Annotated in this window: 21 protein-coding genes; 18 read left to right on the top strand and 3 right to left on the bottom strand. The window is 55.6% G+C overall.

Annotated features, from left to right (window positions below; all coding sequences use genetic code 11):
• Nucleotides 1-311 precede the first annotated feature (311 nt).
• The 3 genes from ACH518_RS11160 to ACH518_RS11170 are packed head-to-tail and all read left to right on the top strand — an operon-like array spanning nucleotide 312 to nucleotide 4,803.
• Nucleotides 312-2,981 (top strand): LPS-assembly protein LptD, encoded by a 2,670-nt coding sequence (locus tag ACH518_RS11160; protein WP_445372948.1) that lies wholly within the window; start codon nucleotides 312-314, stop codon nucleotides 2,979-2,981.
• Nucleotides 2,974-4,275, top strand: coding sequence for a peptidylprolyl isomerase (locus tag ACH518_RS11165; protein WP_445372949.1), 1,302 nt, complete (start codon nucleotides 2,974-2,976; stop codon nucleotides 4,273-4,275). The genes ACH518_RS11160 and ACH518_RS11165 overlap by 8 nt, the downstream gene beginning before the upstream one ends.
• 6 nt (nucleotides 4,276-4,281) lie before the next feature.
• Nucleotides 4,282-4,803, top strand: a complete 522-nt coding sequence (locus ACH518_RS11170) for a DbpA RNA binding domain-containing protein (protein ID WP_140912362.1) — start codon at nucleotides 4,282-4,284, stop codon at nucleotides 4,801-4,803.
• Between the two features lie 23 nt (nucleotides 4,804-4,826).
• On the opposite strand, the gene ACH518_RS11175 is transcribed toward ACH518_RS11170, so the two are convergent.
• A complete protein-coding gene (locus ACH518_RS11175; RefSeq protein ID WP_445372950.1) occupies nucleotides 4,827-7,124 on the bottom strand; it encodes a TonB-dependent receptor in 2,298 nt (765 codons plus the stop codon).
• 197 nt (nucleotides 7,125-7,321) lie between these two features.
• Here ACH518_RS11175 and rnd point away from each other — a divergent pair, with 197 nt between their 5' ends.
• Complete coding sequence (rnd, locus tag ACH518_RS11180) at nucleotides 7,322-8,470, top strand: ribonuclease D (protein ID WP_278212541.1); 1,149 nt, start codon at nucleotides 7,322-7,324, stop codon at nucleotides 8,468-8,470.
• Nucleotides 8,471-8,509: 39 nt separating this feature from the next.
• Here rnd and ACH518_RS11185 read toward each other — a convergent pair whose 3' ends face one another.
• Complete coding sequence (locus ACH518_RS11185; protein ID WP_445372951.1) at nucleotides 8,510-9,166, bottom strand: TMEM165/GDT1 family protein; 657 nt, start codon at nucleotides 9,164-9,166, stop codon at nucleotides 8,510-8,512.
• Nucleotides 9,167-9,247: 81 nt separating this feature from the next.
• On the bottom strand, nucleotides 9,248-10,177 hold the full coding sequence (locus ACH518_RS11190) for a ZIP family metal transporter (RefSeq protein ID WP_445372952.1): 930 nt from the start codon (nucleotides 10,175-10,177) through the stop codon (nucleotides 9,248-9,250).
• A 292-nt stretch (nucleotides 10,178-10,469) separates the two neighbouring features.
• Between ACH518_RS11190 and ACH518_RS11195 the strand changes: the two genes are divergently transcribed.
• The 14 genes from ACH518_RS11195 (at nucleotide 10,470) to ACH518_RS11260 (ending at nucleotide 22,223) form a co-directional block, all read left to right on the top strand.
• Nucleotides 10,470-11,039, top strand: coding sequence for a DUF2780 domain-containing protein (locus tag ACH518_RS11195; RefSeq protein ID WP_445372953.1), 570 nt, complete (start codon nucleotides 10,470-10,472; stop codon nucleotides 11,037-11,039).
• A 44-nt stretch (nucleotides 11,040-11,083) separates the two neighbouring features.
• The gene (locus tag ACH518_RS11200) at nucleotides 11,084-11,482 is read left to right on the top strand and encodes a hypothetical protein (protein ID WP_278212537.1); all 399 of its coding nucleotides are present in this window, start codon (nucleotides 11,084-11,086) and stop codon (nucleotides 11,480-11,482) included.
• A 64-nt stretch (nucleotides 11,483-11,546) separates the two neighbouring features.
• Nucleotides 11,547-12,644 (top strand): quinolinate synthase NadA, encoded by a 1,098-nt coding sequence (nadA, locus tag ACH518_RS11205; RefSeq protein ID WP_445370123.1) that lies wholly within the window; start codon nucleotides 11,547-11,549, stop codon nucleotides 12,642-12,644.
• A gap of 61 nt (nucleotides 12,645-12,705) precedes the next feature.
• On the top strand, nucleotides 12,706-14,019 hold the full coding sequence (locus ACH518_RS11210) for a cobyrinate a,c-diamide synthase (RefSeq protein WP_445370124.1): 1,314 nt from the start codon (nucleotides 12,706-12,708) through the stop codon (nucleotides 14,017-14,019).
• 70 nt (nucleotides 14,020-14,089) lie between these two features.
• Entirely contained in the window at nucleotides 14,090-15,139 is a 1,050-nt protein-coding gene (gene recA / locus ACH518_RS11215) for a recombinase RecA (RefSeq protein ID WP_445370125.1), read from the top strand.
• Nucleotides 15,102-15,605: a regulatory protein RecX gene (locus ACH518_RS11220; protein WP_445370126.1), complete on the top strand. Its 504-nt coding sequence runs from the start codon at nucleotides 15,102-15,104 to the stop codon at nucleotides 15,603-15,605. The genes recA and ACH518_RS11220 overlap by 38 nt, the downstream gene beginning before the upstream one ends.
• 354 nt (nucleotides 15,606-15,959) lie before the next feature.
• The gene (locus ACH518_RS11225; protein ID WP_445370127.1) at nucleotides 15,960-16,169 is read left to right on the top strand and encodes a hypothetical protein; all 210 of its coding nucleotides are present in this window, start codon (nucleotides 15,960-15,962) and stop codon (nucleotides 16,167-16,169) included.
• The gene (locus ACH518_RS11230) at nucleotides 16,166-16,432 is read left to right on the top strand and encodes a type II toxin-antitoxin system RelE family toxin (RefSeq protein ID WP_445370128.1); all 267 of its coding nucleotides are present in this window, start codon (nucleotides 16,166-16,168) and stop codon (nucleotides 16,430-16,432) included. The genes ACH518_RS11225 and ACH518_RS11230 overlap by 4 nt, the downstream gene beginning before the upstream one ends.
• Nucleotides 16,433-16,486: 54 nt before the next feature.
• Complete coding sequence (gene alaS, locus ACH518_RS11235) at nucleotides 16,487-19,096, top strand: alanine--tRNA ligase (RefSeq protein WP_445370129.1); 2,610 nt, start codon at nucleotides 16,487-16,489, stop codon at nucleotides 19,094-19,096.
• 67 nt (nucleotides 19,097-19,163) lie between these two features.
• On the top strand, nucleotides 19,164-20,384 hold the full coding sequence (locus ACH518_RS11240; protein ID WP_445370130.1) for an aspartate kinase: 1,221 nt from the start codon (nucleotides 19,164-19,166) through the stop codon (nucleotides 20,382-20,384).
• Between the two features lie 171 nt (nucleotides 20,385-20,555).
• Nucleotides 20,556-20,825, top strand: coding sequence for a hypothetical protein (locus ACH518_RS11245; RefSeq protein ID WP_445370131.1), 270 nt, complete (start codon nucleotides 20,556-20,558; stop codon nucleotides 20,823-20,825).
• Nucleotides 20,826-20,978: 153 nt separating this feature from the next.
• Complete coding sequence (locus tag ACH518_RS11250; RefSeq protein ID WP_260839292.1) at nucleotides 20,979-21,200, top strand: heavy metal translocating P-type ATPase metal-binding domain-containing protein; 222 nt, start codon at nucleotides 20,979-20,981, stop codon at nucleotides 21,198-21,200.
• Between the two features lie 17 nt (nucleotides 21,201-21,217).
• Nucleotides 21,218-21,514 carry a hypothetical protein gene (locus ACH518_RS11255; RefSeq protein WP_186289570.1) on the top strand — a complete coding sequence of 99 codons (297 nt, stop codon included), beginning with the start codon at nucleotides 21,218-21,220 and terminating at the stop codon, nucleotides 21,512-21,514.
• A 97-nt stretch (nucleotides 21,515-21,611) separates the two neighbouring features.
• Complete coding sequence (locus ACH518_RS11260; RefSeq protein ID WP_140912351.1) at nucleotides 21,612-22,223, top strand: hypothetical protein; 612 nt, start codon at nucleotides 21,612-21,614, stop codon at nucleotides 22,221-22,223.
• Nucleotides 22,224-22,267 lie beyond the last annotated feature (44 nt).

The raw sequence follows: 22,267 nt of genomic DNA on the forward strand, positions 1-22,267 counted from the left end.
TTTTGATATTTGCCGAGCAACCTAAGGTAAAATGATTCGATGCATTTTATTCGATTTCCATCCTGCTAAGCCAATTTAGCCGCATTCGCCAAAACATGAATTATCGGTTCTATACAATTTCTTCGGCTTTGATGTTCGTAACCGGGCTCGCGTCCGCCGCCAACAACTCGGCATGGAATTGTGAACAAACCAAAAATGGCGAATGGACCTGTCTTAACCAAGGCCCAAGTAACACGCCTGAGCCCCAGCAACAACCGCAAACCGTAAAAACTGTTCCGGCCGAGCCGGTGGGGCCGGTCAAAGCGGAAACGGTGGTCCAACCGCCCGCCGCCGCAGCGCCTGTGCCGGTGCAGCAGGCGCAACAACCGGCGGTGTCTCCGAAGGATGCGCCGAAAGAAACGGTTAAAGTCGTGGAAAAATCGGTCGCCGAGCCGCAGAAGTTGCGGGTGAAAGTTGGCGAGAACCAGAAACCGGAAGTCGAAAAAGCAGAAGCCAAAACTCAGGTTGCGGCGGGTGGCAGCCGAACCCAAGGCTGGACCTGTAAGGCTGGGGATGCCAAAAACGGTTGGAACTGCAATCTGGTCGGTGCCGATCCCAAAGGCGAAGCCCATATAGTCGACGATAACGGCGTCGCCGATGCGGCCGGTTCGCTCTGGTTTGCCCCGGCGTTCAGTCATCAGCAGGAACGCGACTTTCAGACCTTGCGGGCCGAATTCGATCGCGATCCGTGGCAAAGCTGCGAGGTGTGGGGAAAGAGGAGGCCTAAAATCAAGGCGACTTCCAAAGAAGCCAGGGATGCGGCAACCACCGAAATCAATGCCGACTTTTCCGAAGTCTTCGACGGCGAAGTGTTGAATTTTGCCGGCAATGTCGATATGAACCGTGCCGACCAGCATTTGGTGGCCGATAAAGCCAGTTACGATACGGTGGCCGAAACCCTGGACGCGCAAGGCGGCGTGTTATACAGCGAAGATCAACTCGCTATGTCCAGCGACACGTTGTCGCTGAATCTGGGCAAAGACGAAGCCCGTCTGCGCAATGCTCAATTCATCGTGCCGCAGGCACCTTTCCGCGGTAGCGCCGACGTGGTTTACCGGGACAGTAAAAGTTTGTCGCGCTATAACGATGCAGCCTTTACCAGTTGCGCCCCCGGTAACCAGGATTGGGTCGTGCATGCTTCGCGTTTGAAGATTAACCGGGACAGCGGGCAAGGCTCGGCGAAGAACGCCTGGCTGGAGTTCAAAGGCGTTCCGGTGTTGTATACGCCGTACATCTCGTTTCCTACCGACAACCGGCGCTTATCCGGTTTCCTGGCGCCGACCTGGGGTAGTACCCAGCGTAACGGTTTCGACGCTACTTTACCGTTTTACTGGAATATCGCGCCTAACTTCGACGACATCGTCACTCCCCGGTACATGAGCCGACGCGGCGAACAATTACGCAATAAATTCCGCTATTTGACGGAGATGTCCCGCGGTACGTTTGCCGCAGAATACATGCCGCACGACCAGTTGGCGGATAAAGCCCGCTACTCGGCGAGTTTGAAAGACCAGACCTTATGGCTTCCGGGCCTAAGTTCCTTGCTGGATTTGAACTACGTCTCCGACAAGACTTATTTCAACGACTTGAACAACGCTCTGGGATTTCAAAATACCAGTTACCTGCCCAGTACCGGCATGCTGACCTACGCTCGCGCCGGCGTGTATCTGTCGGCCGCCGGCTACCACTACCAGTCGGTGGACAAGACCATCACCGACGATTTGTTGCCTTACGACGTACTGCCGCGCATCGGCATGAATTTTTCCCACGCCTTCGACGATTTTCCGCTGACTTTGGCGTTGGACAACCAATATAGCTATTTCACCCACAAGACCCTGGTCAACGGCCAGCGCTTTAATGTGGCGCCGTCGGTCAGCTTCCCGTTGGAAAGCAGTGAGGGCTTCTTCATCCCGAAGATTTCGGCCTTGTATTCCCAATACCAGCTCAGCAACCAGACCGTCGCCGGGCTGCCGAGCAGCATTTCCCGGACCTTGCCGGTGTTTTCGGTGGACAGCGGCATTGTGTTCGAAAAGGATATGCAGATTTCGGGGACTCCGTATGTCAATACTTTGGAGCCGCGCCTGTTTTATCTGTACATCCCGCGCAAAGACCAGAGCAATATTCCGATCTTCGATACCGCGCTGTTCGATACCAATTTCTACAGTTTATTCCGGGAAAACCGTTTCTCCGGTTACGACCGGATTCAAGATGCTAACCAAATCACGCTGGCGGCCTCCTCGCGCTTTATTGATTCAACTACGGGGCTTGAACCGCTCAAACTGACGCTCGGCCAGATTTTGTATTTCGAGGATCGCACGGTCGATCTGTTCGATCGAAATAATCCGACCTTGCGGCCGTTCGCCCAACCTCAAACCAGTAGCACTTCCAACTTCATCGGCGAGTTGAGCGGCCAGTTGAGTCGGAATCTGCGCTACATCACCGGCGCCCAATGGGATCCGGAGTTGAACAGCTTGTCTCGCGGCCAGTTTGCGTTGAAATACCGGATGCAGCCAAACCAAATCTTGAATATCGGTTACCGTTACCGTCGCGCCAATCCGCAGGACGTGGTGCAGACCGTAAACCAAAACAACACGACTCAAGTGTTCTCGCAAACCATCTCGCAAACCGACGTCTCGTTCCGCTGGCCGTTGTTTGGCGAGTGGTTCGGCTTAGGCCGTTGGCAATATTCGTTGAATTTCGACAAAACCACCGAGAGCTTCATCGGGATCGAGAAGGAAAACTGCTGCTGGCGGTTCCGCGTCCTCGGCCGGCGTTTCATCAACGGTGCCAACACCATCGCCTTCATCGATCCGAGCACCAAGCCGGAAACCGCTTTCTTCGTACAGTTGGAACTCAAAGGCCTGAGTAGTTTCGGCGACCATGTCGATACCTTCCTGCAAACCAACCTGGACGGTTACCGCAAGGATAATTTCTTTGAATAAGCAATACATTTTGAAACAATCGCTAGCCACTTTGCTGTTTTCGCTTAGTTTTTACGTCGGCTTGGCCCAGGCCCAGCTATTGGATCGGATCGTCGCGGTGGTCGAAGAAGACGTTATCCTGGAACGGGAGCTGAACACCGAAGTTGCGGCGATCAGCAATAAGCTGAGTAGTAGCAACGTGATGGTGCCGCCGGAATTCGTGCTACGCAAACAGGTGTTGGAACGGATGGTGGTCGATAAATTACAGCGGCAAATGGCGGCAAAGTCCGGGATTCAGGTCAGCGACGAAATGCTGAACGCCTCGGTGGCGGACATCGCCGCCCGCAACGGCATGTCCGTCGATGCTTTCCGCAGCGAATTGGCCCGGCAAGGGATGGATTACAAGGGTTTCGAAGACAACTTGCGCAACGAAATCATCATCAACCAGTTGCGTGGCCGCGAAATCGGGGCGCGGGTTAAAGTGACCGATGCCGAAGTCCAGCACTACATGGAAACCCAGAGTAAGGCGGGGCAGAGTGGCGGGCAATATCATCTGGGCCATATTCTGATCGCGGTCCCGGAAGGCGCCTCAGCTTCGGCGATTCAAAAAGCCAAAGACAAAGCCGACCAAGTCATTGCCGATTTGCGCGGCGGCAAAGATTTCAAACAAGTCGCGGTTGGCGTTTCCGACGACGACAACGCGTTGAAGGGCGGCGATCTGGGCTGGCGCAGCATAGGCCAGATTCCTTCGCTGTTTACCGATATTGTCGGTACGATGAACCAGGGCGACGTATCCGAGGCCATTCGGAGCCCCAGTGGCTTTCATATCATCAAGATGCTGGAAACCGAAGGCGGTAGCCAACATATCGTTACCAAGACCAAGGTCAGACATATCCTGATCAAGACCAATGAACTGGTCGACGATGCCGAGGCACAGAAACGCTTATTGGCGCTGCGTGACAGGATCAACGATGGCGACGATTTTGCCGCGCTGGCTCGGGCCCATTCCGACGACAAAGGTTCGGCCATCAACGGCGGTTCGCTGGATTGGGTTGGGCCGGGCGCCTTGGTGCCGCCGTTCGAGGAAGCGATGAACAAATTGGGTATCAACGAAATTAGTGCCCCGGTACAGACTCAGTTCGGCTGGCACATGATTCAGGTGTTAGGTCGGGAAAGCCAGGATAATAGCGAGCAGTTTAGAAAAGATAAAATCCGCGACGAGATTCGGAAGCGCAAAATCGAGGAAGAAACCGAGTTATGGTTGCGGCGCTTACGCGACGAAGCTTACGTGGAAATCGATTTGGACCGACTGTAATAAGTTATGAGCGCGATTCCGGTTGAGCCGAGAAAAGAAGATAAATTCAAACGCCGCCTGCAACGGGTTGCCAGAGAAGAGGATTTGACTCGGCAGCGCGACTTGGTACAACGGATAGCGGCCGATTTGAATATCGACCTTCTGACTTGCGCCGCGGCGTTGGTATTCATGAACCAGCCGAATCTGTATCCGCCCCTGAAACGCCAGCCGGCGGAACCGAGCCGCTCGATTCAGCCCAACTATAAAATGGTTCGTTACCGCCTCGCGGTCGGCAATCAACACCAAGTCAGTCGCGACCAGATTCAGGCGGTATTGGTATCGGAGTCCGGCGTCGACAGAAAACGCATCGGCCGGATTGACATTCGAGACACCTATACGCTGGTGGAGTTGCCCGACGGCATGCCGGCAGATGTCTTTCAGTTATTGGCAGAAACCGAAATCGGCTCGCAAAAGCTGAACATCAAACGCATCAAGCCCAATAAATTCAGACAACAGCGCAATGTTGGCGGAGACGAAAACGGCGGTTGAACCGCCGTTTTCATTGGTGAAGATTACATCGTCAGGCGAATGCCGATCCAGGCCGCTCGGGGCGCACCGACGCCGACGAAGCGGCTTTGTTGATCGCCCGGCAAACCCAGGCCGTCCAATACATCCCCGGTATTACCCCAGGTGCCGAAGTTGGCGTATTCGCGGTCGAACAAGTTGGTCACTCTACCGAACAAGGTGACGTTTGGATTAAAGCGGTACTCGCTACGCAGGTTGAACACGACGAAAGCCGGCAGTTTGGCCGTCAGATTGGCCTCGTCGCCACGTAGGTATTGCGAGCTGTTGTAGTTCATGTCCATGCCCAAGGTCCAGGCCGAGACGATGTCGAAGTCGGTACTGAATTTGAATTGGTGGGCCGGGATGCCGGGCAATTTATCGCCGGGTCGCACGACGATGTCGCCGTTACCGTCCGCCATCGGGTTGTTGGGGCTGCTGGACAGAAAGCCGGTTTCGAAGCTGGCGTCGATATAGGTGTAATGGGTCGACCAGCGCCAACGTTCGTAAAAGTTTCCGTTCAGGCCGAGTTCGACGCCTTGGCGCAGGGTCGAGCCGACATTGTCGAAGTAACCCAGGTTGCTGCCGACGCCGCCGGTACTCTTGAAGATGATGTCGTCGTTGTTTATGGTGCGGAACAGCGCCAGATTCCAGTCCAGATAACCCGGCAACAGGTTTTTCAAGCGGCCGCGCAGACCGGTTTCGAAGGTGTTTGCGACCACTTGCTTCAACGGCGGATCGGAGACGAATGCGTTCGGCAATCGGCACGGATCGTCGGGATTGGCACAGCTCAACTCCATCGGCGTCGGCACTCGCGACGATTCGCTGTAGTTGCCGAAGAAGGTCAATTCCGGCATCACGGTGTAGGTAAAGCCGGCGGCCGGATTGAAGCGGTCGAAAGAATGCGAGCCGTTCAAATCTTCGCCGACGTGATCGCGCAGTTTGATGTGGGATTGGTTGTAGCGTCCGGAAACCGTGACGTCCAATTGGTCGGTCAAAGAAAAAGTATCGGTCAGGAAAACGCCGTAGTTGTCGGTCTCGGTGGTCAAACGAACGTGAGCGTCTTCGATCAACACGCCGCCGCCGGCCACACCGCGGTCGGCGGTCAATGAACCCAGTTGGGTGTCGGCGTGGTAACGCGCGTTACCGTAATCAAAGCTGGCGCCGCCGACCAGACGGTTGTTTCGGCCGAAAATCTTGTGGTCGAAGGCATCCTGCAGTGCAAAACCGAAGGATTGTTGCAGCGTGCTGGAGGTATTGATCGTGCCGCCTTCCAGTGCGTCGCTGGCAGGGATCGGATTTTCGTTCAGATCTTCCAATTGTGTCACGCCGTCTTCTTCGCACATAAAGCCGCCGCAGTCGTCAAATTCGCTGCCGTCGCCGTTATAAGTGCCGATTTTATTGCGCCGGTAGTACATGGTGCCGGACAACTGGTTGTGATCGTTTAACCAGGTATCGCCGTCCAAGGATACCAACAGCATGCGGTTGCGGGTGATGTCGGGGTGGGTAAAGACCTGATCGCGGCCGAAAGCCAGCATTTGTTGCGGTAGCGCGCCGTTGCCGCGCAAGGTGTTCTCGGTCCCGGCAATGCTTAGGTCCAGACTGGATTTGACGCCGCGCCAGCTTAACGTGCCGAAACCTTGTTTGGCCTCGCTGGGCGAATGGGCGCGCCAACCTTTCTCGTTGAAGTATTTGAAATCCAGGAAATAACCCCAGGTGCCGTTGTTCCAGCCGCTGCTGACTTCTTCGGAATGCCGGTCCCAGGAGCCGCCTTGGGCCTCGAAGCTGTGGCCGGGCGCGGAAAAGCCGGTCTTGGTATTGACGCTGATGGAGCCGCCCAATGCATTCAGACCAAAGGCCGGATTCGACGCCGGCTGCAGCGCCATGCTTTCGATCGCGCCGTTCGGTATCAAATCCCAGTTCACCATGTCGCCGAACGGTTCATTGAAGCGGATGCCGTTGACGTAAACCGCCAAGCCCTGCGGCAATCCCATCAATGGCGACGCGCTGAACCCGCGGTATTGCACGTCCGGCTGTAGCGGGTTGTTTTGGGCGTCGTTAATGTTGACGCTGCCCAAATAACGGTTCATGTACTCGGCCAGCGAAAGCGCCTGTGCCTCCTGCAACTGGTCGGCGGAAACGGTTTGTACGTTGGCCGGGATTTTCCTGATGTCAATGCCGCTGAACTGTAATGGCGTTACCGCAACCACCTCCACCGCATCCAGTTTATCGGATGTTTCGGCCGAGATGGCTTCGGCCAACGGCAGCAGGCTAAACCAGGGCAACATACCCACGGCAAGTTTATTCATGACTTTTACCTGAAACTGACTAAACAAAAAAAGTGCCGCATGGTAACTCGCGCGTTGCAAAGCGCTATGGTTTTGGCCAAAAAAAGGAAATTTTCCCGTTCGCCGTCATTGGCGAATTATTCAGCCGGGCCGCGGCCGGCGGAGTAAAATAGCCAGCCGAGCCCTTTATCGGCCCCCTTGTCAAACAGAATGAGATCATGTCCATCCAATACATCGATAAACCCGACCAAATTGCAGACCTTTGCCGGCAAATAGCCAACGAACCTTGGATTGCACTGGATACCGAGTTTCTCCGCGAAAAAACCTATTACCCCAAGTTCTGTCTGTTGCAAATCGCGGCGCCGGGCTGGGTTGCCTGTGTCGATCCGCTGGCCGTCGGCGATTTGAGCGAGTTGTTCGACGCCATCTACGCGCCGAATATCGTCAAGGTGCTACATTCGTGCCGCCAGGATCTGGAAATTTTTTATCAGATCACCGGCAAAATCCCTGGGCCGATCTTCGATACCCAGATTGCCGCGCCTTTGTTGGGTTTTCAGGAAAATCCGGGCTATGCGATGTTGGTATCCAGCTTTTTGAACGTCAATTTGAGCAAGGCGCATACCCGCACCGATTGGTCGGAGCGGCCGTTGAGCGCCGACCAGATCCAATACGCTGCCGACGACGTGATTTATCTGTGCAAGATTTACACGATGATGTGCGAGCAGTTGGCCAAATTGGGACGATTGAATTGGCTGGAGAGCGATTTTGCCTTGTTGAACAATCCCGAACTCTACCAACTGTCGCCGGAGAACGCCTGGCTCAAAATCCGCGGTAAGAACAAATTGACCGGCAAGCAGTTGTCGATAATGCAAAGCCTGAGCGAATGGCGCGAACGCAGCGCGCAGCAGGAAAACAAACCGCGCAACTGGTTGATGCAGGACGATTTGCTGCTGGAGCTGGCCAAATTGCAGCCGGTAACGCTCGCCGAGCTCGGGAAGATCCGCAACATCAACGAGCGCACGGTAAACCGTTACGGCAAGACCCTGTGCAGCCTGATCGAGGAGGCCAGGCAACGGCCGCCGAAGCCGATTGCCGATAAAGACCACGCTTTTAAAAAGAATCAGCAACACGAGGCGATTCTGGATGTGTTGAGCGCGGTGGTCAGGATTCGGGCCGAGGAAAATTCGCTGAACCCGGTGATACTGGCAAGCCGCAAGGATTTGGAGCAATTGCTGTTCGGCGATGAGGATTGCCTGCTGCTGCAAGGCTGGCGCTACAACATGGCCGGTCGCGAATTGCAGGGCCTGCTGAATGGCGATTATTCGTTGAGCTTAAAACCCGAAGGCGTGGTAATCAGCGCTGCGTAATAGCAAAGCCGTTGAGGCGGATATATTCGACAAACCGGTTCAGAGGGTTGGAATCAGTCCGGCTGCAACCAGGCTAAGATAGGTTTTGTAGCCGGCGGCGGCGGCCAAGCCCAGAAAAAGCAGGCCGCTGACTTTATGCAACAGGCTAAGCGGGATACGTTGCAGTACGGTACGGCCGGCCAATACGCCGAGCGCGGATGTAAAACTCAACGCCAGGGTGGACCCTAACCAAACGGCAGCGGGTTGTGCGGTACTGCTGAAGGCGACCACAGCCAATTGCGTCTTGTCGCCGAATTCGGCGACCGTGATCAATAAGAAGGTGGTGAAGAAAATGCCGTGACCGCTTTTTTCGGCAACATCCTGTCCGTCTTCGTCATCGTCGCCATTGCACAGGGCGTGAATGCCGAACACCGCGAATAACAGCGCGACACAGGCCGCGACGGCATAGTCCGGCAGCCAGTTCGCGATCGCTGTGCCGAATACCACGGCCAACGTATTCAACAGCATGAATGCCGCGATCGCGCCCCACAGTACCGGTGCCGGCCGGTGGCGCGACGCCAGCGTCATGCAAACCAGCTGGCTTTTATCGCCGATTTCGGCGGCGGCGATCAGTGCAAAGCTGGTGCCGCCGGTGGTCAGAAGTTCGGCTGGGCTGATGGCTTGAAGTTGACCAAGTAGCTGGGAGATATAGTCCATGGATCCGGTGTTTTCGAGAAAGACAAAAGCAGGCCCGCCGGTTTTGATCTGTAAGGCGGGCGGTTGGATCGAAAGTGTCGGCTAGGCCAGCAGCCTGTCCAATACCATCATCACGATGAAACCGAACATCAGCGAGAAGGTGGCGATGCGCGAGCGGCCTTTGGAGTGGGTTTCCGGGATGATTTCTTCGCTGATTACAAACAGCATGGCGCCGGCAGCGAAACCCATGGCGATCGGCAGGATCGACGAAAACAGTGTGACCATCGTGATTCCCAGCAAACCGCCGACCGGCTCGACCAGGCCGGTCAAGGTGGCAATTCCGACCGCTTTCCATTTATCGTAGCCCAAGCCCACCAGCGGCAGAGCCACCGCCAAACCTTCCGGCAGGTTTTGCAAGGCGATCGCGATGGACAGCACCAAGCCGTTGTTCAAATCGCCGGAACCAAAGCTGACCCCGACCGACATGCCTTCCGGGAAGTTATGGATGGTGATGGCGATGATGAACAGCGAGATTTTTTGCAAAGAATCCAGGGAATGGTCGCTGACCGAATCGAAATGCAGATGCGGCAGGCGGCTGTCGGCGACATGCAAGAACAGGGCGCCAATTAGCATACCGGCCGAGACGACCCACAAACCTTTGCCGGGCCAGACTTGTTCGCCGTATTCCATGCCGGGCACCAGCAGCGAAAATGCGGTCGCGGCCAACATGACGCCGGCGGCGGCACCGAGCAGACTATTGAATAAGCGGTCGGAAATGTCTTTAAAAAACAGGGCCGGCAGGGCGCCGACGCCGGTGGCGCAGCCGGCCAGTGTGCTGGCGAGAAAGCCGATCACGACAATTTTGCCGAAAATGAGGTAGAGGCTGCCGAATACCAGAATTTGCGATGCCAGGAACAGGCCGATCAATACCCCCCAACGTTGCAAGGTGGGTAAAGTCATAACCTGCAGGTATTTGGGGTGGGCTTGCAAGCGGAGGTAGTAGTCTTCCAGTGTTTTTTGAATATTCTGCATATCGTTACCCGATCGATGGTTAGGCTAAGCCGGCGATTATACTTATTAAGTGTAAGCTTAAGTACCGGTTGCCGGGAATCCGTTCGGAGGCCATCGCGCATGCGGTTTGGACGGGTACTGCCTGGTCGAGACGGTGGTGCCATAGCGGGACAAGTTTAGTACCCCAGAACGCTGTCTGTTGCCAGGCCCTAAGGTTTCGATTTAAAGTTCCACCCGGCACGTTGGGTAGCGGCTGCGTACGCCGGATCGGGACGTCTATTCGCAAACTGAGGCAAAACAGGGTATCTCTACTATGAAAAACTTACACGGGTATGTCACGACGATCGCGCTGTGCTGCTTAAGCGCGAGTGTGCCGGCACAGGAGGCTGGCCAGATTTTCGGCTTGGGTGGGGCGCAAAATGCGGTCGCGCAACAAGCGCCGGCTGCGGTCGGCGCACTGGGCTCTGCCGTTACCGGTACAGGCAACGAAGCGAGTTTGATCAATTTGCTGGTCGGAAAATTGGGCGTCAGTCCGCAGCAGGCTTTGGGTGGCGTCGGCTCGATCTTTTCGGTGGCGCAACAACGCATGAATCCCGCTGATTTTTCTCAGTTGAGCGGTAGCGTTCCCGGCATGGACGGCTACCTGTCGTCGGCGCCGCAACTGCCGCCAGCCGGCAGTAATAGCGGTTTATTGGGTGCTGCCGGTAGTCTGTTGGGTGGTCAAAACAATGCCTTGGGCAGTTTGGCGGCTTTGGCCGGCTCGTTTCAGTCCTTGGGCATGAACCCTTCCATGGTCAGCCAGTTTTTGCCCGTCGTATTACAGTATGTGCAAAACCAGGGCGGAGCCGGCGCCATGAATCTGCTGCAAAGCGCTTTACGCTGATACCCCGCCGGTCGCCCCTTAATTTAATAAAATAAAACAACAACATGGAAATATTATTGGTAGGCGCGGTGTTGATGATTGCCGCAATTTTAATGTCGGCTTGGCTGATGACTTTTGCCAAATGGTTCCCGGTTCCCGGCATCGACGGCGTGTTCCTGAAGGATTACAAAACCATGATTCGCGCTCACGTCGATTTTGCGTTGATGGCGCTGTTCTGTCTCGGCTTTTACGCAACCAAAGTGCAGTTACCGGTGGCGGCATGTTGGCTGGTCGTGATCGGCGGCATGACCAATCCCGGCGTATTTGTGGTTGCGGCCTTCGATCCCGATTTCTGGGCCAAGCCGGTGTGGCGGATTTATTCGCTGCTCAGTTTTATCGCAACGACCCTGGGATTCGGCTGGATCGCCTGGACTTTATTGCGCTTCGCATTGCAGACCGGCTAAGCGGTATCGAAAACAGCGGCTTGGCGCTACAATGGCGCGTCTTTCATTGCCAGGTAACGATTACATGACAGCCGCTGCTTTACCCATCCACGATTATGCCTTACTGGACGACGCCGAGTGTGATGCGCGGATAGCCGCCGCCAAAGCCAAACTCGGCAAACGCTGCATTATTCTGGGCCACCATTACCAGCGCGACGAGGTGTTCAAGCACGCCGATATTTACGGCGATTCTTTGAAACTGTCGCGCGAAGCCGCTCAATCCGAGGCCGAATACATCGTATTTTGCGGCGTGCATTTCATGGCCGAGGTCGCCGACATTCTGTCGCGGCCGGAACAAATCGCAATTCTGCCGGATATGGCGGCCGGTTGCTCGATGGCCGATATGGCCAACAAAGTCAAGGTCCAACAATGCTGGGATGAGTTGGCCAACATCATCGACGTCGAAAATGCGGTCACGCCCGTCACCTATATCAACTCCGCCGCCGATTTGAAAGCGTTTTGCGGCCAACACGGCGGTATCGTCTGTACCTCGTCCAATGCTCAGAAAATCCTGAACTGGAGTTTTGCCCGTCGCGAGAAAGTGTTGTTCTTCCCGGACCAGCATTTGGGCCGCAATACCGGTTTTCGGATGGGCATCCCGTTGGCACAGATGGTGACCTGGGACTTCAACAAACCCCAAGGCGGTTTGACCGAGCAGAAAATCCGCGACGCGAAAATGATCCTGTGGAAAGGCCATTGCTCGGTGCATCAGGCATTTCAGCCGGAGCAGATCGACAATTTCAAGGCTAAACATCCGGAAACCATCGTCATTTCCCATCCGGAGGCTTGTTTCGAAGTCTGCGAAAAATCGGATCACATCGGTTCCACCGAGATGATCCTGAAGATTGTCCGCGAAGCCGAAGCCAATACCCGCTGGCTGGTGGCCACCGAGCTGAATCTGGTCAACCGTCTGGCCCAGGAGTGCAAGGCCCAAGGCAAAAGTGTGCATTTCATGGCGCCGACCTTGAGCATGTGCTCGACCATGTTCCGCACCGATCCGCAGCATTTATGCTGGGTCTTGGAAAACCTGGCGGCCGGCCATGTCGTCAACCAAGTCGCGGTAGCTGCCGAGCAGGCCGCACTGGCCAAGCAGGCACTGGATAATATGCTGGCGGCTTCCTGATCCCGCGCTTTTAAGCGCCCGGCCGGCGCCAATCCGCCGGTCGGCTACTCTCTTTTTCATCATGACATCCTTGCAAAACTCCTTGGCCTGCCCGGCAATGCTGATCGCTGCGCCGGCTTCGGGCCAAGGTAAAACCACCATCACCGCCGCACTGGCTTACCATTTCCGCAGCCAGGGTCTGCGGGTGCGGGTGTGCAAAACCGGCCCCGATTTCATCGATCCGCAGATATTGGCGTTCGCCTCCGGTCATCCGGTTTACCAACTGGATTTGTGGATGATGGGCGAGAGCCATTGCCGCGAGTTGCTCTACCGTGCCGCCGGGGCAGCCGATTTGATCTTGATCGAGGGCGTGATGGGCCTGTTCGACGGCGACAGCAGCAGCGCCGATTTGGCCCAGGCGCTGAGCGTGCCGGTGGCGGCGGTGATCGACGCGCAAGGCATGGCGCAAACCTTCGCCGCGGTCGCCCATGGGTTGGCCAGCTACCGGCCGGAATTGCCGTTTGCCGGCGTCATCGCCAACAAGGTCGGCAGTGCCGGCCATGCCAAGCTGTTGCAGGAAGCCTTGCCTCCGGACATGCCGATGCTGGCGGCGGTCGCCCGCGACGATGCCATCGGACTGCCTTCGCGCCATCTGGGCTTGCTGCAAGCCGACGAAATCGGCGATCTTTCCGCCCGCTTGGCACGAGCCGCCGAATTGCTGAACGGCTTCGGCCCGTGCCGGTTGCCGCAACCGGTAAGATTCGAGCCGGTCCGCGGCGAGCCGCTGCCGCAACTGCTGGCCGGGTTGCGGATTGGCGTGGCGCGGGATGCGGCGTTTTCGTTCCTCTATCAAGCCAATCTGGATTGTCTGCAGGCGATGGGCGCCGAGTTGGCGTTCTTCTCGCCGTTGGCCGATTCGGCGCTGCCGGAGGTCGACAGCCTGTATTTGCCGGGCGGCTATCCGGAGTTGCATTTGTCGGCGCTGGCCGGGAATCAGCCGATGAAGCAGGCCTTGCGCGAGCAGCATGGTCTGGGCAAACCGATTTACGCCGAATGCGGCGGCTTTCTGTATTTGCTGGAAAGTCTGGCCGACAAGCAAGGCCAAGCCGCCGAGATGGCCGGTTTGTTGCCCGGCCGGGCGACGATGCACAGTCGGCTGGCAAACCTGGGTATGCACAGTCTGACCTTGGCGGAAGGCGAGATTCGCGGTCACAGTTTTCATTTTTCGACCCTGGAAACCGAACTGCAGCCGCTGCAGATTTCGCAGCCGCTACGCAGTTTCGGCCACGGCGAAGGGTTTTTTCGCGACGGTGCTTTGCAGGCGTCTTATCTGCACCTGTATTTCCCGTTCAACCCGCGCGCGGCGGCCGGTTTTTTCCGGCAATCCGGCCGATAAAAACTGTTTCACGGCCGGCCTCTATGGGATAATGCCGCGTTTTCACCGGGCAGACAACAGTAGGTAGGATATGGACGAAAACAAGAAAAAGGCTCTCGGCGCCGCGTTGATGCAAATCGAAAAACAATTCGGCAAGGGCTCGGTCATGCGCATGGGCGACGTCGCCGCGACCCGCGACATCGAAGTGGTGTCCACCGGCTCCTTGTCCGTCGACATCGCGCTGGGTTGCGGCGGTTTGCCGCGCGGCCGAATCATCGAGATATACGGTCCCGAATCGTCCGGTAAAACCACGTTGACGCTGCAAACCATCGCCCAGATGCAGAAATTGGGCGGCACCGCGGCCTTCGTTGACGCCGAGCACGCGCTGGACCCGGTATATGCGCAAAAGATCGGCGTCAATATCGACGACCTGCTGGTGTCGCAACCGGATACCGGCGAGCAGGCCCTGGAAATCACCGACATGCTGGTCCGTTCCGGCGCGGTCGACATCGTCGTCATCGACTCGGTCGCGGCGCTGACACCGAAAGCCGAAATCGAAGGCGACATGGGCGACTCGCACATGGGCTTGCAGGCGCGTTTGATGTCGCAAGCCTTGCGTAAACTGACCGCCAACATCAAACGCTCCAACACCCTGGTGATCTTCATCAACCAGTTGCGGATGAAAATCGGCGTGATGTTCGGCAATCCGGAAACTACCACCGGCGGTAACGCGTTGAAATTCTATGCCTCGGTCAGGATGGACATTCGCCGCATCGGCGCGATCAAGAAAGGCGACGAGGTGATCGGCAACGAAACCCGGGTCAAAATCGTCAAAAACAAAGTCGCGCCGCCGTTCAAACAAGCCGATTTCGAAATTCTTTACGGCGAGGGCGTGTCCTTCCTCGGCGAATTGGTCGACTTGGGCGTCGAATTCGGCTTCGTGCAAAAGTCCGGTTCCTGGTACAGCTACAACAACGACAAAATTGGCCAGGGCAAGGATAACGCCAAGCAGTATTTGCGCGAGCACCCAGAAATCGCCGCCGAGCTGGAAAAAGCCATTCGCGAGAAAGCCTTCGCCAGCAGAGTGACGACCGCTCCGGCCCATGAAGACGAAGACCCCGAGTTTAACGCCGGCGAATGAGCGTGGCCGGCAAATCGAAGAGATTTGTCTGAGATTGTTGGCGCGGCGCGAACACAGCCGCCGCGAGTTGCTGGATAAGTTGGCCTTGCGCGGCTTCGAGCGCGACGAAGTTAATCCGGTTATCGATGCGCTGACCGAGCAGAATTGGCAAAACGACGACCGCTACGCCGAATGTTATGTCCGCGACCGCATCGGTAAAGGCTACGGCCCGATCCGCATCGCCTACGAATTGCAGCAGCGCGGTATCAGCGGCGTCGATTTGGATGCGCAAGCCGAAGAGCAGGGCGGCTGGCTGAATTTGGCCTTAGACGTTTATGCGGGTAAATACGGCGATGAAAAGGCCTTGCCGCCAAACGAATGGGCCAAGCGCAGCCGGTTTATGCAGCAGCGCGGCTTTAGCGGCGAGACGATCAAGCAGGTGTTTGCCGAGTTGAAAATAAAGTTGCAAAACACTGCAGATAAATGAATGGCGTGAATTTGTCGATGCCAATTACTACGTTCTGATGGGGAAGAGAAGATTATGGCGCTAGTAAACAAAATTGATTATCAGACTCTGGAACGCGATTCGGTGCATACCGAAGCCGAATGCTCGTATGCGGTTATCCAGGACAATCAAGGATGTCGTTACTGCAACTAGATACTTTTGGTTCGAAAGAAAGGCAACTTGTAGGAAAGAAAAGCCAGAGTATTCGACTATCACCGGAAGGCATAAAGCGGCTCAAAGATATTCTGATAAAACACGGACTTTGAGAGAGCCCCTAGCTCCGAATCGCAAAGCGTATTCGGGAATAAAAGACTCAAACAGGTAGAAGGTAAGTATATGGAATTATCAATCAGCGACGAAAAAACCAAAGAGTTGCTCACCGAGGTGATGATCGACTTACTCAAAACCAAACGGGATATATTGTATGACGTGGTTTTGGAAGCCTTGGAGGAAGTTGGATTAGCTAATGCTATTGCCGAGGGTAGAAAAGATCAATTTGTATCCGAAGATGAGGTTTTTTCTATTCTCGATAATGGCGCAAAGTGAAAGTCCGGTTTGAAGCCAAATTTGCTAAAGACTTACGGAATATCAAAGACGGTAAATTCCTGGAAAAAGTTAAGGAACTCATCATTGACTGTCAAAATGCTGGATCATTGGTCGAGCTAAGTCACGTCAAAAAACTTCAAGGTTATGAGAGCTTTTATCGGATACGAATTGGCGATTTCAGAGTCGGAATAGAAGTTGTGAGTGGCGAGTTGATTTTTACCCGTTGTCTGCACAGAAAAGATATTTATAAATACTTTCCCTAGGTGCTGACCTTGGAAGGTAAGCGAATTTAAATTGGAACATACGAAATAACCACGATGAAATACATGACCAGCGCCGAAATTCGCGCCGCCTTTTTGGAATTTTTCCGCCAGCGCGGCCACGCCGTGCGTCCGTCCAGCAGCTTGGTGCCGGGCAACGATCCGACCTTGTTGTTCACCAATGCCGGCATGGTGCAGTTCAAGGACGTATTTTTGGGCCGGGAGAAAGTCGATTTTAACCGCGCCGCGACGAGCCAGCGTTGCGTGCGGGCCGGCGGCAAGCATAACGATTTGGAGAACGTCGGTTACACCGCCCGCCACCATACCTTCTTCGAGATGCTGGGCAACTTCAGCTTCGGCGATTATTTCAAGCGCGACGCGATCAATTTCGCCTGGGACTTTTTGACCAAAGAAATGGGCATTCCGCCGTCCAAACTCTGGGTGACGGTGTTCGACGAGGACTCGGAAGCCGAAGCGATTTGGCTGGAAGAAGTCAAAATCGATCCGACCCGCTTCTCGCGCATCGGCGCCAAGGACAATTTCTGGGCTATGGGCGATGTCGGTCCGTGCGGCCCTTGCACCGAGATTTTCTACGACCATGGCGAACACGTGGCCGGTGGCCCGCCGGGCAGTCCTGACGAAGACGGCGACCGTTACATCGAGATCTGGAACCTGGTGTTCATGCAGTACGAGCGCGACAAGGACGGCAACCTGACGCCGCTACCGGCGCCGTCGGTCGACACTGGCATGGGCCTGGAGCGCATCGCCGCGGTGATGCAGGGCGTACACAGCAACTACGAAATCGATATTTTCCAAAATCTGGTCAAAACCGCCGCCGCGTTGGCCGGCACCAGCGATTTGAGCAACAGTTCTTTGCGCGTCATCGCCGACCACATCCGTTCCTGCGCATTCCTGGTCGCCGACGGCGTGTTGCCGTCCAATGAAGGCCGCGGCTACGTGTTGCGCCGCATCGTGCGTCGAGCGATCCGCCATGGCTACCGCCTGGGCATTCAGGATACTTTCTTTTACAAACTGGTTGCGCCGTTGGCCGCCGAGATGGGCGAAGCCTATCCGGAATTGGTCAAGGTACAGGAACAGGTCGAACGGGTGCTGAAAAAAGAAGAAGAGCGCTTCGCCGAAACCCTGGGCCAGGGCATGCGTATCCTGGAAAACTGCGTCGCCAAACTAGACGGCCACGTCATCCCCGGCGACGTGGTGTTCTTGTTGTATGACACCTACGGTTTCCCGGTCGATTTGACCGCCGACTTCGCCCGCGAACACAACCTCAGCGTCGACCACGCCGGTTTCGAAGTCGAAATGAGCGCCCAGCGCGACCGCGCCAGGGCCGGCGGCCAGTTCGCGGCCGATTACGACCAGGACATTCGCCACGACAGCGTCACCGAATTTACCGGTTACTCGCATCTTGACGGCTCGGTGCAAGTCATCGGCCTGTTCAAAAAAGGCCAGCCGGTCGAGAGTCTGGAAGCCGGCGACGAAGGCGTGGTGATTCTGGATCAAACCCCGTTCTATGCCGAATCCGGCGGTCAGGTTGGCGACAGCGGCTTGATCGAATGCACCGGTGGCACGTTCGAAGTCACCGACACCCAAAAGCAGGGCGGCCAGTTGTTTTTGCACAAGGGCAAAGTCGTCAAAGGCGTGATTGCCGAAGGCATGGCTTGCGAAGTCAGCGTAAACGCCGAGATCCGTAAAGCCACCGAGCGCAATCACTCGGCGACTCATTTGTTGCATGCCGCATTGCGCAACGTGTTGGGCGAGCACGTGCAGCAAAAAGGCTCGCAGGTCAACAATGAGCGCTTGCGTTTCGACTTCTCGCATTTCGAGCCGATGACCGCCGAGCAAATCGCCGCCGTCGAGCGTTTGGTCAACGAACAAATTCGCGCTAATAACGCGGTCTGCGCGCAAATCATGGCCAAGGATGACGCGGTCAAAGCCGGCGCGATGGCCTTATTCGGCGAAAAATACGGCGACGAAGTGCGGGTTCTGACGATGGGCGATTTTTCCACCGAGCTGTGCGGCGGCACCCACGTGCAGCGCACCGGCGATATCGGCTTGCTGAAAATCGTCACTGAAACCGGCGTCGCCGCTGGTGTGCGCCGCGTCGAAGCGGTTACCGGCGAGGGTGCGTTGGAATGGATTGCTCAGCGGGAACAGGCCTTGTTGAGTATCGCCGGCTTGTTGAAAGCCGCGCCGGACAAGACCGCCGACAAGGTGCAACAGTTGTTGGAGAAAACCCGCCATCTGGAAAAGGAACTGGAAAAACTCAAGGGCAAACTGGCCAGCTCGGCCGGCGATGAGATGACCAGCCAGGCGGTCGAGGTCAACGGCGTAAAAGTATTGGCGGTGCAGCTTGAAGATGTCGATCCGAAAGCCCTCCGCGACTTGGCCGATCAACTCAAAAACAAGCTCGGCAGCGCCGCATTGGTCTTGGCCACCGTCAGCGGCGACAAGGTCAGCCTGATCGCCAGCGTCTCGAAAGATGCGATGGACAAGGTCAAGGCCGGCGATTTGGTCAACTTCGTCGCCACCCATGTCGGCGGCAAAGGCGGCGGCCGGCCGGATATGGCGCAAGCGGGCGGTAACGATCCGGCGGCGTTGCCGGCGGCGCTGGCGGCGGTACCGGAATGGGTTAAAGCCAAGCTGGGTTAATCGCGACGGCGGGCCAGAGCGTCCGCCAACAATTTCAGTGTAAGAAAGCCAATAAGGTCAATAAAGAATGGCATTGTACGTTTATAAATTCGGCGGCACTTCGGTCGGCTCGGTGGAGCGGATCAAGGCGGTGGCCGAAAAAGTGAAAATAGCCCACGACAAGGGCGATCAAATCGTCGTCGTCGTCTCGGCGATGAGCGGCGAAACCAACCGCTTGGTGGCATTGGCCAAACAAATGCAGCCGCAACCGACCGACCGCGAGTTGGACGTGCTGCTGTCGACCGGCGAACAGGTGACCATCGCGTTGCTGTCGATGGCACTGCATCACATCGGCGTGGAAGCCAAGTCCTATACCGGTCCGCAGGTGCGGATTCTGACCGATAGCGCCTTTACCAAGGCCCGTATCCGCGAAATCGACGAAGCCAACATCCGCGCCGACCTGGAGGCTGGTCGAGTCGTGGTCGTGGCCGGTTTTCAGGGGGTCGATGAGCACGGCAACATCACCACTTTAGGCCGCGGCGGTTCGGATACTACCGGCGTGGCGCTGGCGGCGGCGCTTAAAGCCGACGAATGCCATATCTACACCGACGTCGATGGTGTCTATACCACCGATCCGCGCGTAGTACCCAAAGCGCGGCGCTTGGAACAGATCACCTTCGAGGAAATGCTGGAAATGGCCAGCTTGGGTTCGAAAGTCCTGCAGATCCGTTCGGTCGAGTTCGCCGGCAAATACAACGTCAAATTGCGCGTGTTGTCTTCGTTTATGGAAGGCAACGGCACCCTAATTACCTACGAGGAATCAGAAATGGAAAAAGCGTTAATTTCGGGCATCGCGTTTAACCGGGACGAGGCCAAGCTGACCTTGACCGGTGTGCCTGATTTGCCGGGCGTGGCGTCGAAAATCCTGGGACCGATCGCTGCCGAAAACATCGAAGTGGACATGATCGTGCAGAACATTTCCGCTCATGGCACCACCGATTTCACCTTCACCGTGAATCGCAATGACTTTGCCCGCGCCAAGAATGTGTTGGAAGGTTTAAAAGCTGAATTGGGCGGCAGTACGACGGTGATTGGCGACAACACCATCGTTAAGGTGTCGATCGTCGGCGTTGGCATGCGCTCGCACGCCGGTATTGCCAGCTCGATGTTCAGGGTGTTGGCCGACGAAGGCATCAATATTCAAATGATTTCGACATCCGAAATTAAAATTTCGGTAGTGGTCGATGAAAAATACCTGGAGTTGGCTGTTCGCGCATTGCATACCGCATTCGGTCTGGATCAACAGTAGTCTGTTAGGCAAGGCCGGCCGTTGCGGATGGCGCAAGAGAAAGCTGGGTAGGAGTTCAATAGTTAAAAAACTGTGTTATATAACGCATTAGAAATAAGGCATATGCCTTGTTTTTGCCGATAAATCGCGCTTCAAGCGGATTTTTACAGGCATTATCAATAAGTTATAATTTTGGCATTTTTTGTGCTGTTTATCGGCGTTGCATTAATTTTTTCTGCGCGAGGTAAACAGATGGCTCAAGAATTGGTAGTTGTGAATCAAGAAGTGGTTGCTCAGCAACTGAATACCGCCGGATTGGTTTTGGGTGCCGGTTTGGCGGTGGCTTCGATGATTTTAGTGCCGGCTTTGGCGATGCGGCTTGGCTTGAGTGCGAGCGTGACCGGAGCCCTGAGAATTGCGTTGATGAAGGCTTCCAGCCAAGCGGCACGGGGTCGCCGATAGTGGTTCCTGCGCCCCTGCCGTTAACCGGCGGGGCAGCGCCTCAAACTTCAAAATTTTCCTTTCGGGAACCTATGTCCAAGTTGCCGTCACTCGCATCACGCCGTTGGTTTTCGTCAAGCCGGTTGTCAGGTTCAGGTATAATTCCACTTCGGAATGGCGGTATTTGCCGAACAAAAACGGGTTTGTGTCATGGCGGATGAAATCAAAAAAGATTGCGACCTTTGCGGATTGCCGGTTGAAGTGACGGGTTTTGAACTTAAAACCGTCGACGGAGACAAAAGATTTTGTTGCGAAGGGTGTAAAGGTATTTACCAAATGTTGCATGAAGCGCAAGTATTAGCGGATCAAGACGACGCCCGTCAGCCCAATTCATAAACAGCATAGAGGACACTATGGCGCACAAGCACGAACCCAAATCCGATGCAAACGGTCAATCGATGACTAAGCAGGTGGTGGCGGGTACTTTGGCGACCGCAACGGTTAATACTGGAGGAAAATTAATGAGTAAACTAGCGAAACATCCACTGCTGGTGTTTGGTGCCGGGATGGTAGCCGGTTATTTTGTCTACAAATACCGGAAAGATATCATTGCCAGTGCCAGCAAGACCCTGGAGGCAGGCAAAGACTTCGTGCTACACCAAAAGGAAAACCTGGAAGATATCGTTGCCGAGGCCAAAGAAAGCGAATGAGCAGGCTTGGTTTACACCTCCAACCCGAACTTTGCTGAGTTGACAACGGGCGGTTTCGGCAATCCCGAACCGCCCGTTTTAGTGTGTATTACGACCTATGGCAATCCAGAAACAATTTCTATTGCGTTACCGCGGAGACGGCCACGTCAGGTTTCAACTGCCGGTATCGGCCTGCCAAGCCGAGGCCGCCAGACAGCTTACGCTAAAACTCTCGGAAACTGGCGGCGTCCGTTCGGTGCGCCTCTATCGAAACCAGCGCAAATTATCGATCCGTTATAACGAGTCGGTTTGCGGCTTCAATCAATTGGCAGTTTGCCTATATCGTGTCGTGGCCGAGTTGGAACAACAGGGGCTGTTCGAGACGCCTTTAGCCGACAAGGCTAAAAAATCGATGCTCGATATCAGTCAGCGCTTCAAGCAAACCCGGGTCGGCGGTTGGTTTCGCGAAAAATATCAGGCCGGCCGGGAAACGTTGCAGGCGGCGAAGATCGTCGGCAAACTGGGTGTCAAAGGTCCGAAAGCGCTGATCAAGGATCCGGAAAAAGCCACGATCGATTTTTTAAATGACGTGTTGGTGCTCTACTTGATCAAGACCCATTGGACGCGGATTACCCAAGAATGGCTGGTGCGGCCGTTTGTACACCGTTACGAATGGATGGCCTTGTTCTATATGTTTTTCTTACTGGTCCGCTCCCGCAGGCCTAAATAGCGTTCAGCCCGGAGTCGCCGCTTGGCCGGCGGCGCACCGGTTCG

This window comes from Methylomonas sp. HW2-6, from assembly GCF_052474525.1.

Coding starts and splice junctions, on each gene's coding strand:
- ACH518_RS11260 (WP_140912351.1), top strand. CDS start 21,612: ATGGCAATCCAGAAACAATTTCTATTGCGTTACCGCGGAGACGGCCAC.
- alaS (WP_445370129.1), top strand. CDS start 16,487: ATGAAATACATGACCAGCGCCGAAATTCGCGCCGCCTTTTTGGAATTT.
- rnd (WP_278212541.1), top strand. CDS start 7,322: ATGTCCATCCAATACATCGATAAACCCGACCAAATTGCAGACCTTTGC.
- ACH518_RS11240 (WP_445370130.1), top strand. CDS start 19,164: ATGGCATTGTACGTTTATAAATTCGGCGGCACTTCGGTCGGCTCGGTG.
- ACH518_RS11170 (WP_140912362.1), top strand. CDS start 4,282: ATGAGCGCGATTCCGGTTGAGCCGAGAAAAGAAGATAAATTCAAACGC.
- ACH518_RS11225 (WP_445370127.1), top strand. CDS start 15,960: ATGGAATTATCAATCAGCGACGAAAAAACCAAAGAGTTGCTCACCGAG.
- ACH518_RS11185 (WP_445372951.1), bottom strand. CDS start 9,166: ATGGACTATATCTCCCAGCTACTTGGTCAACTTCAAGCCATCAGCCCA.
- recA (WP_445370125.1), top strand. CDS start 14,090: ATGGACGAAAACAAGAAAAAGGCTCTCGGCGCCGCGTTGATGCAAATC.
- ACH518_RS11255 (WP_186289570.1), top strand. CDS start 21,218: ATGGCGCACAAGCACGAACCCAAATCCGATGCAAACGGTCAATCGATG.
- ACH518_RS11190 (WP_445372952.1), bottom strand. CDS start 10,177: ATGCAGAATATTCAAAAAACACTGGAAGACTACTACCTCCGCTTGCAA.
- nadA (WP_445370123.1), top strand. CDS start 11,547: ATGACAGCCGCTGCTTTACCCATCCACGATTATGCCTTACTGGACGAC.
- ACH518_RS11220 (WP_445370126.1), top strand. CDS start 15,102: ATGAAGACGAAGACCCCGAGTTTAACGCCGGCGAATGAGCGTGGCCGG.
- ACH518_RS11175 (WP_445372950.1), bottom strand. CDS start 7,124: ATGAATAAACTTGCCGTGGGTATGTTGCCCTGGTTTAGCCTGCTGCCG.
- ACH518_RS11210 (WP_445370124.1), top strand. CDS start 12,706: ATGACATCCTTGCAAAACTCCTTGGCCTGCCCGGCAATGCTGATCGCT.
- ACH518_RS11200 (WP_278212537.1), top strand. CDS start 11,084: ATGGAAATATTATTGGTAGGCGCGGTGTTGATGATTGCCGCAATTTTA.
- ACH518_RS11250 (WP_260839292.1), top strand. CDS start 20,979: ATGGCGGTATTTGCCGAACAAAAACGGGTTTGTGTCATGGCGGATGAA.
- ACH518_RS11195 (WP_445372953.1), top strand. CDS start 10,470: ATGAAAAACTTACACGGGTATGTCACGACGATCGCGCTGTGCTGCTTA.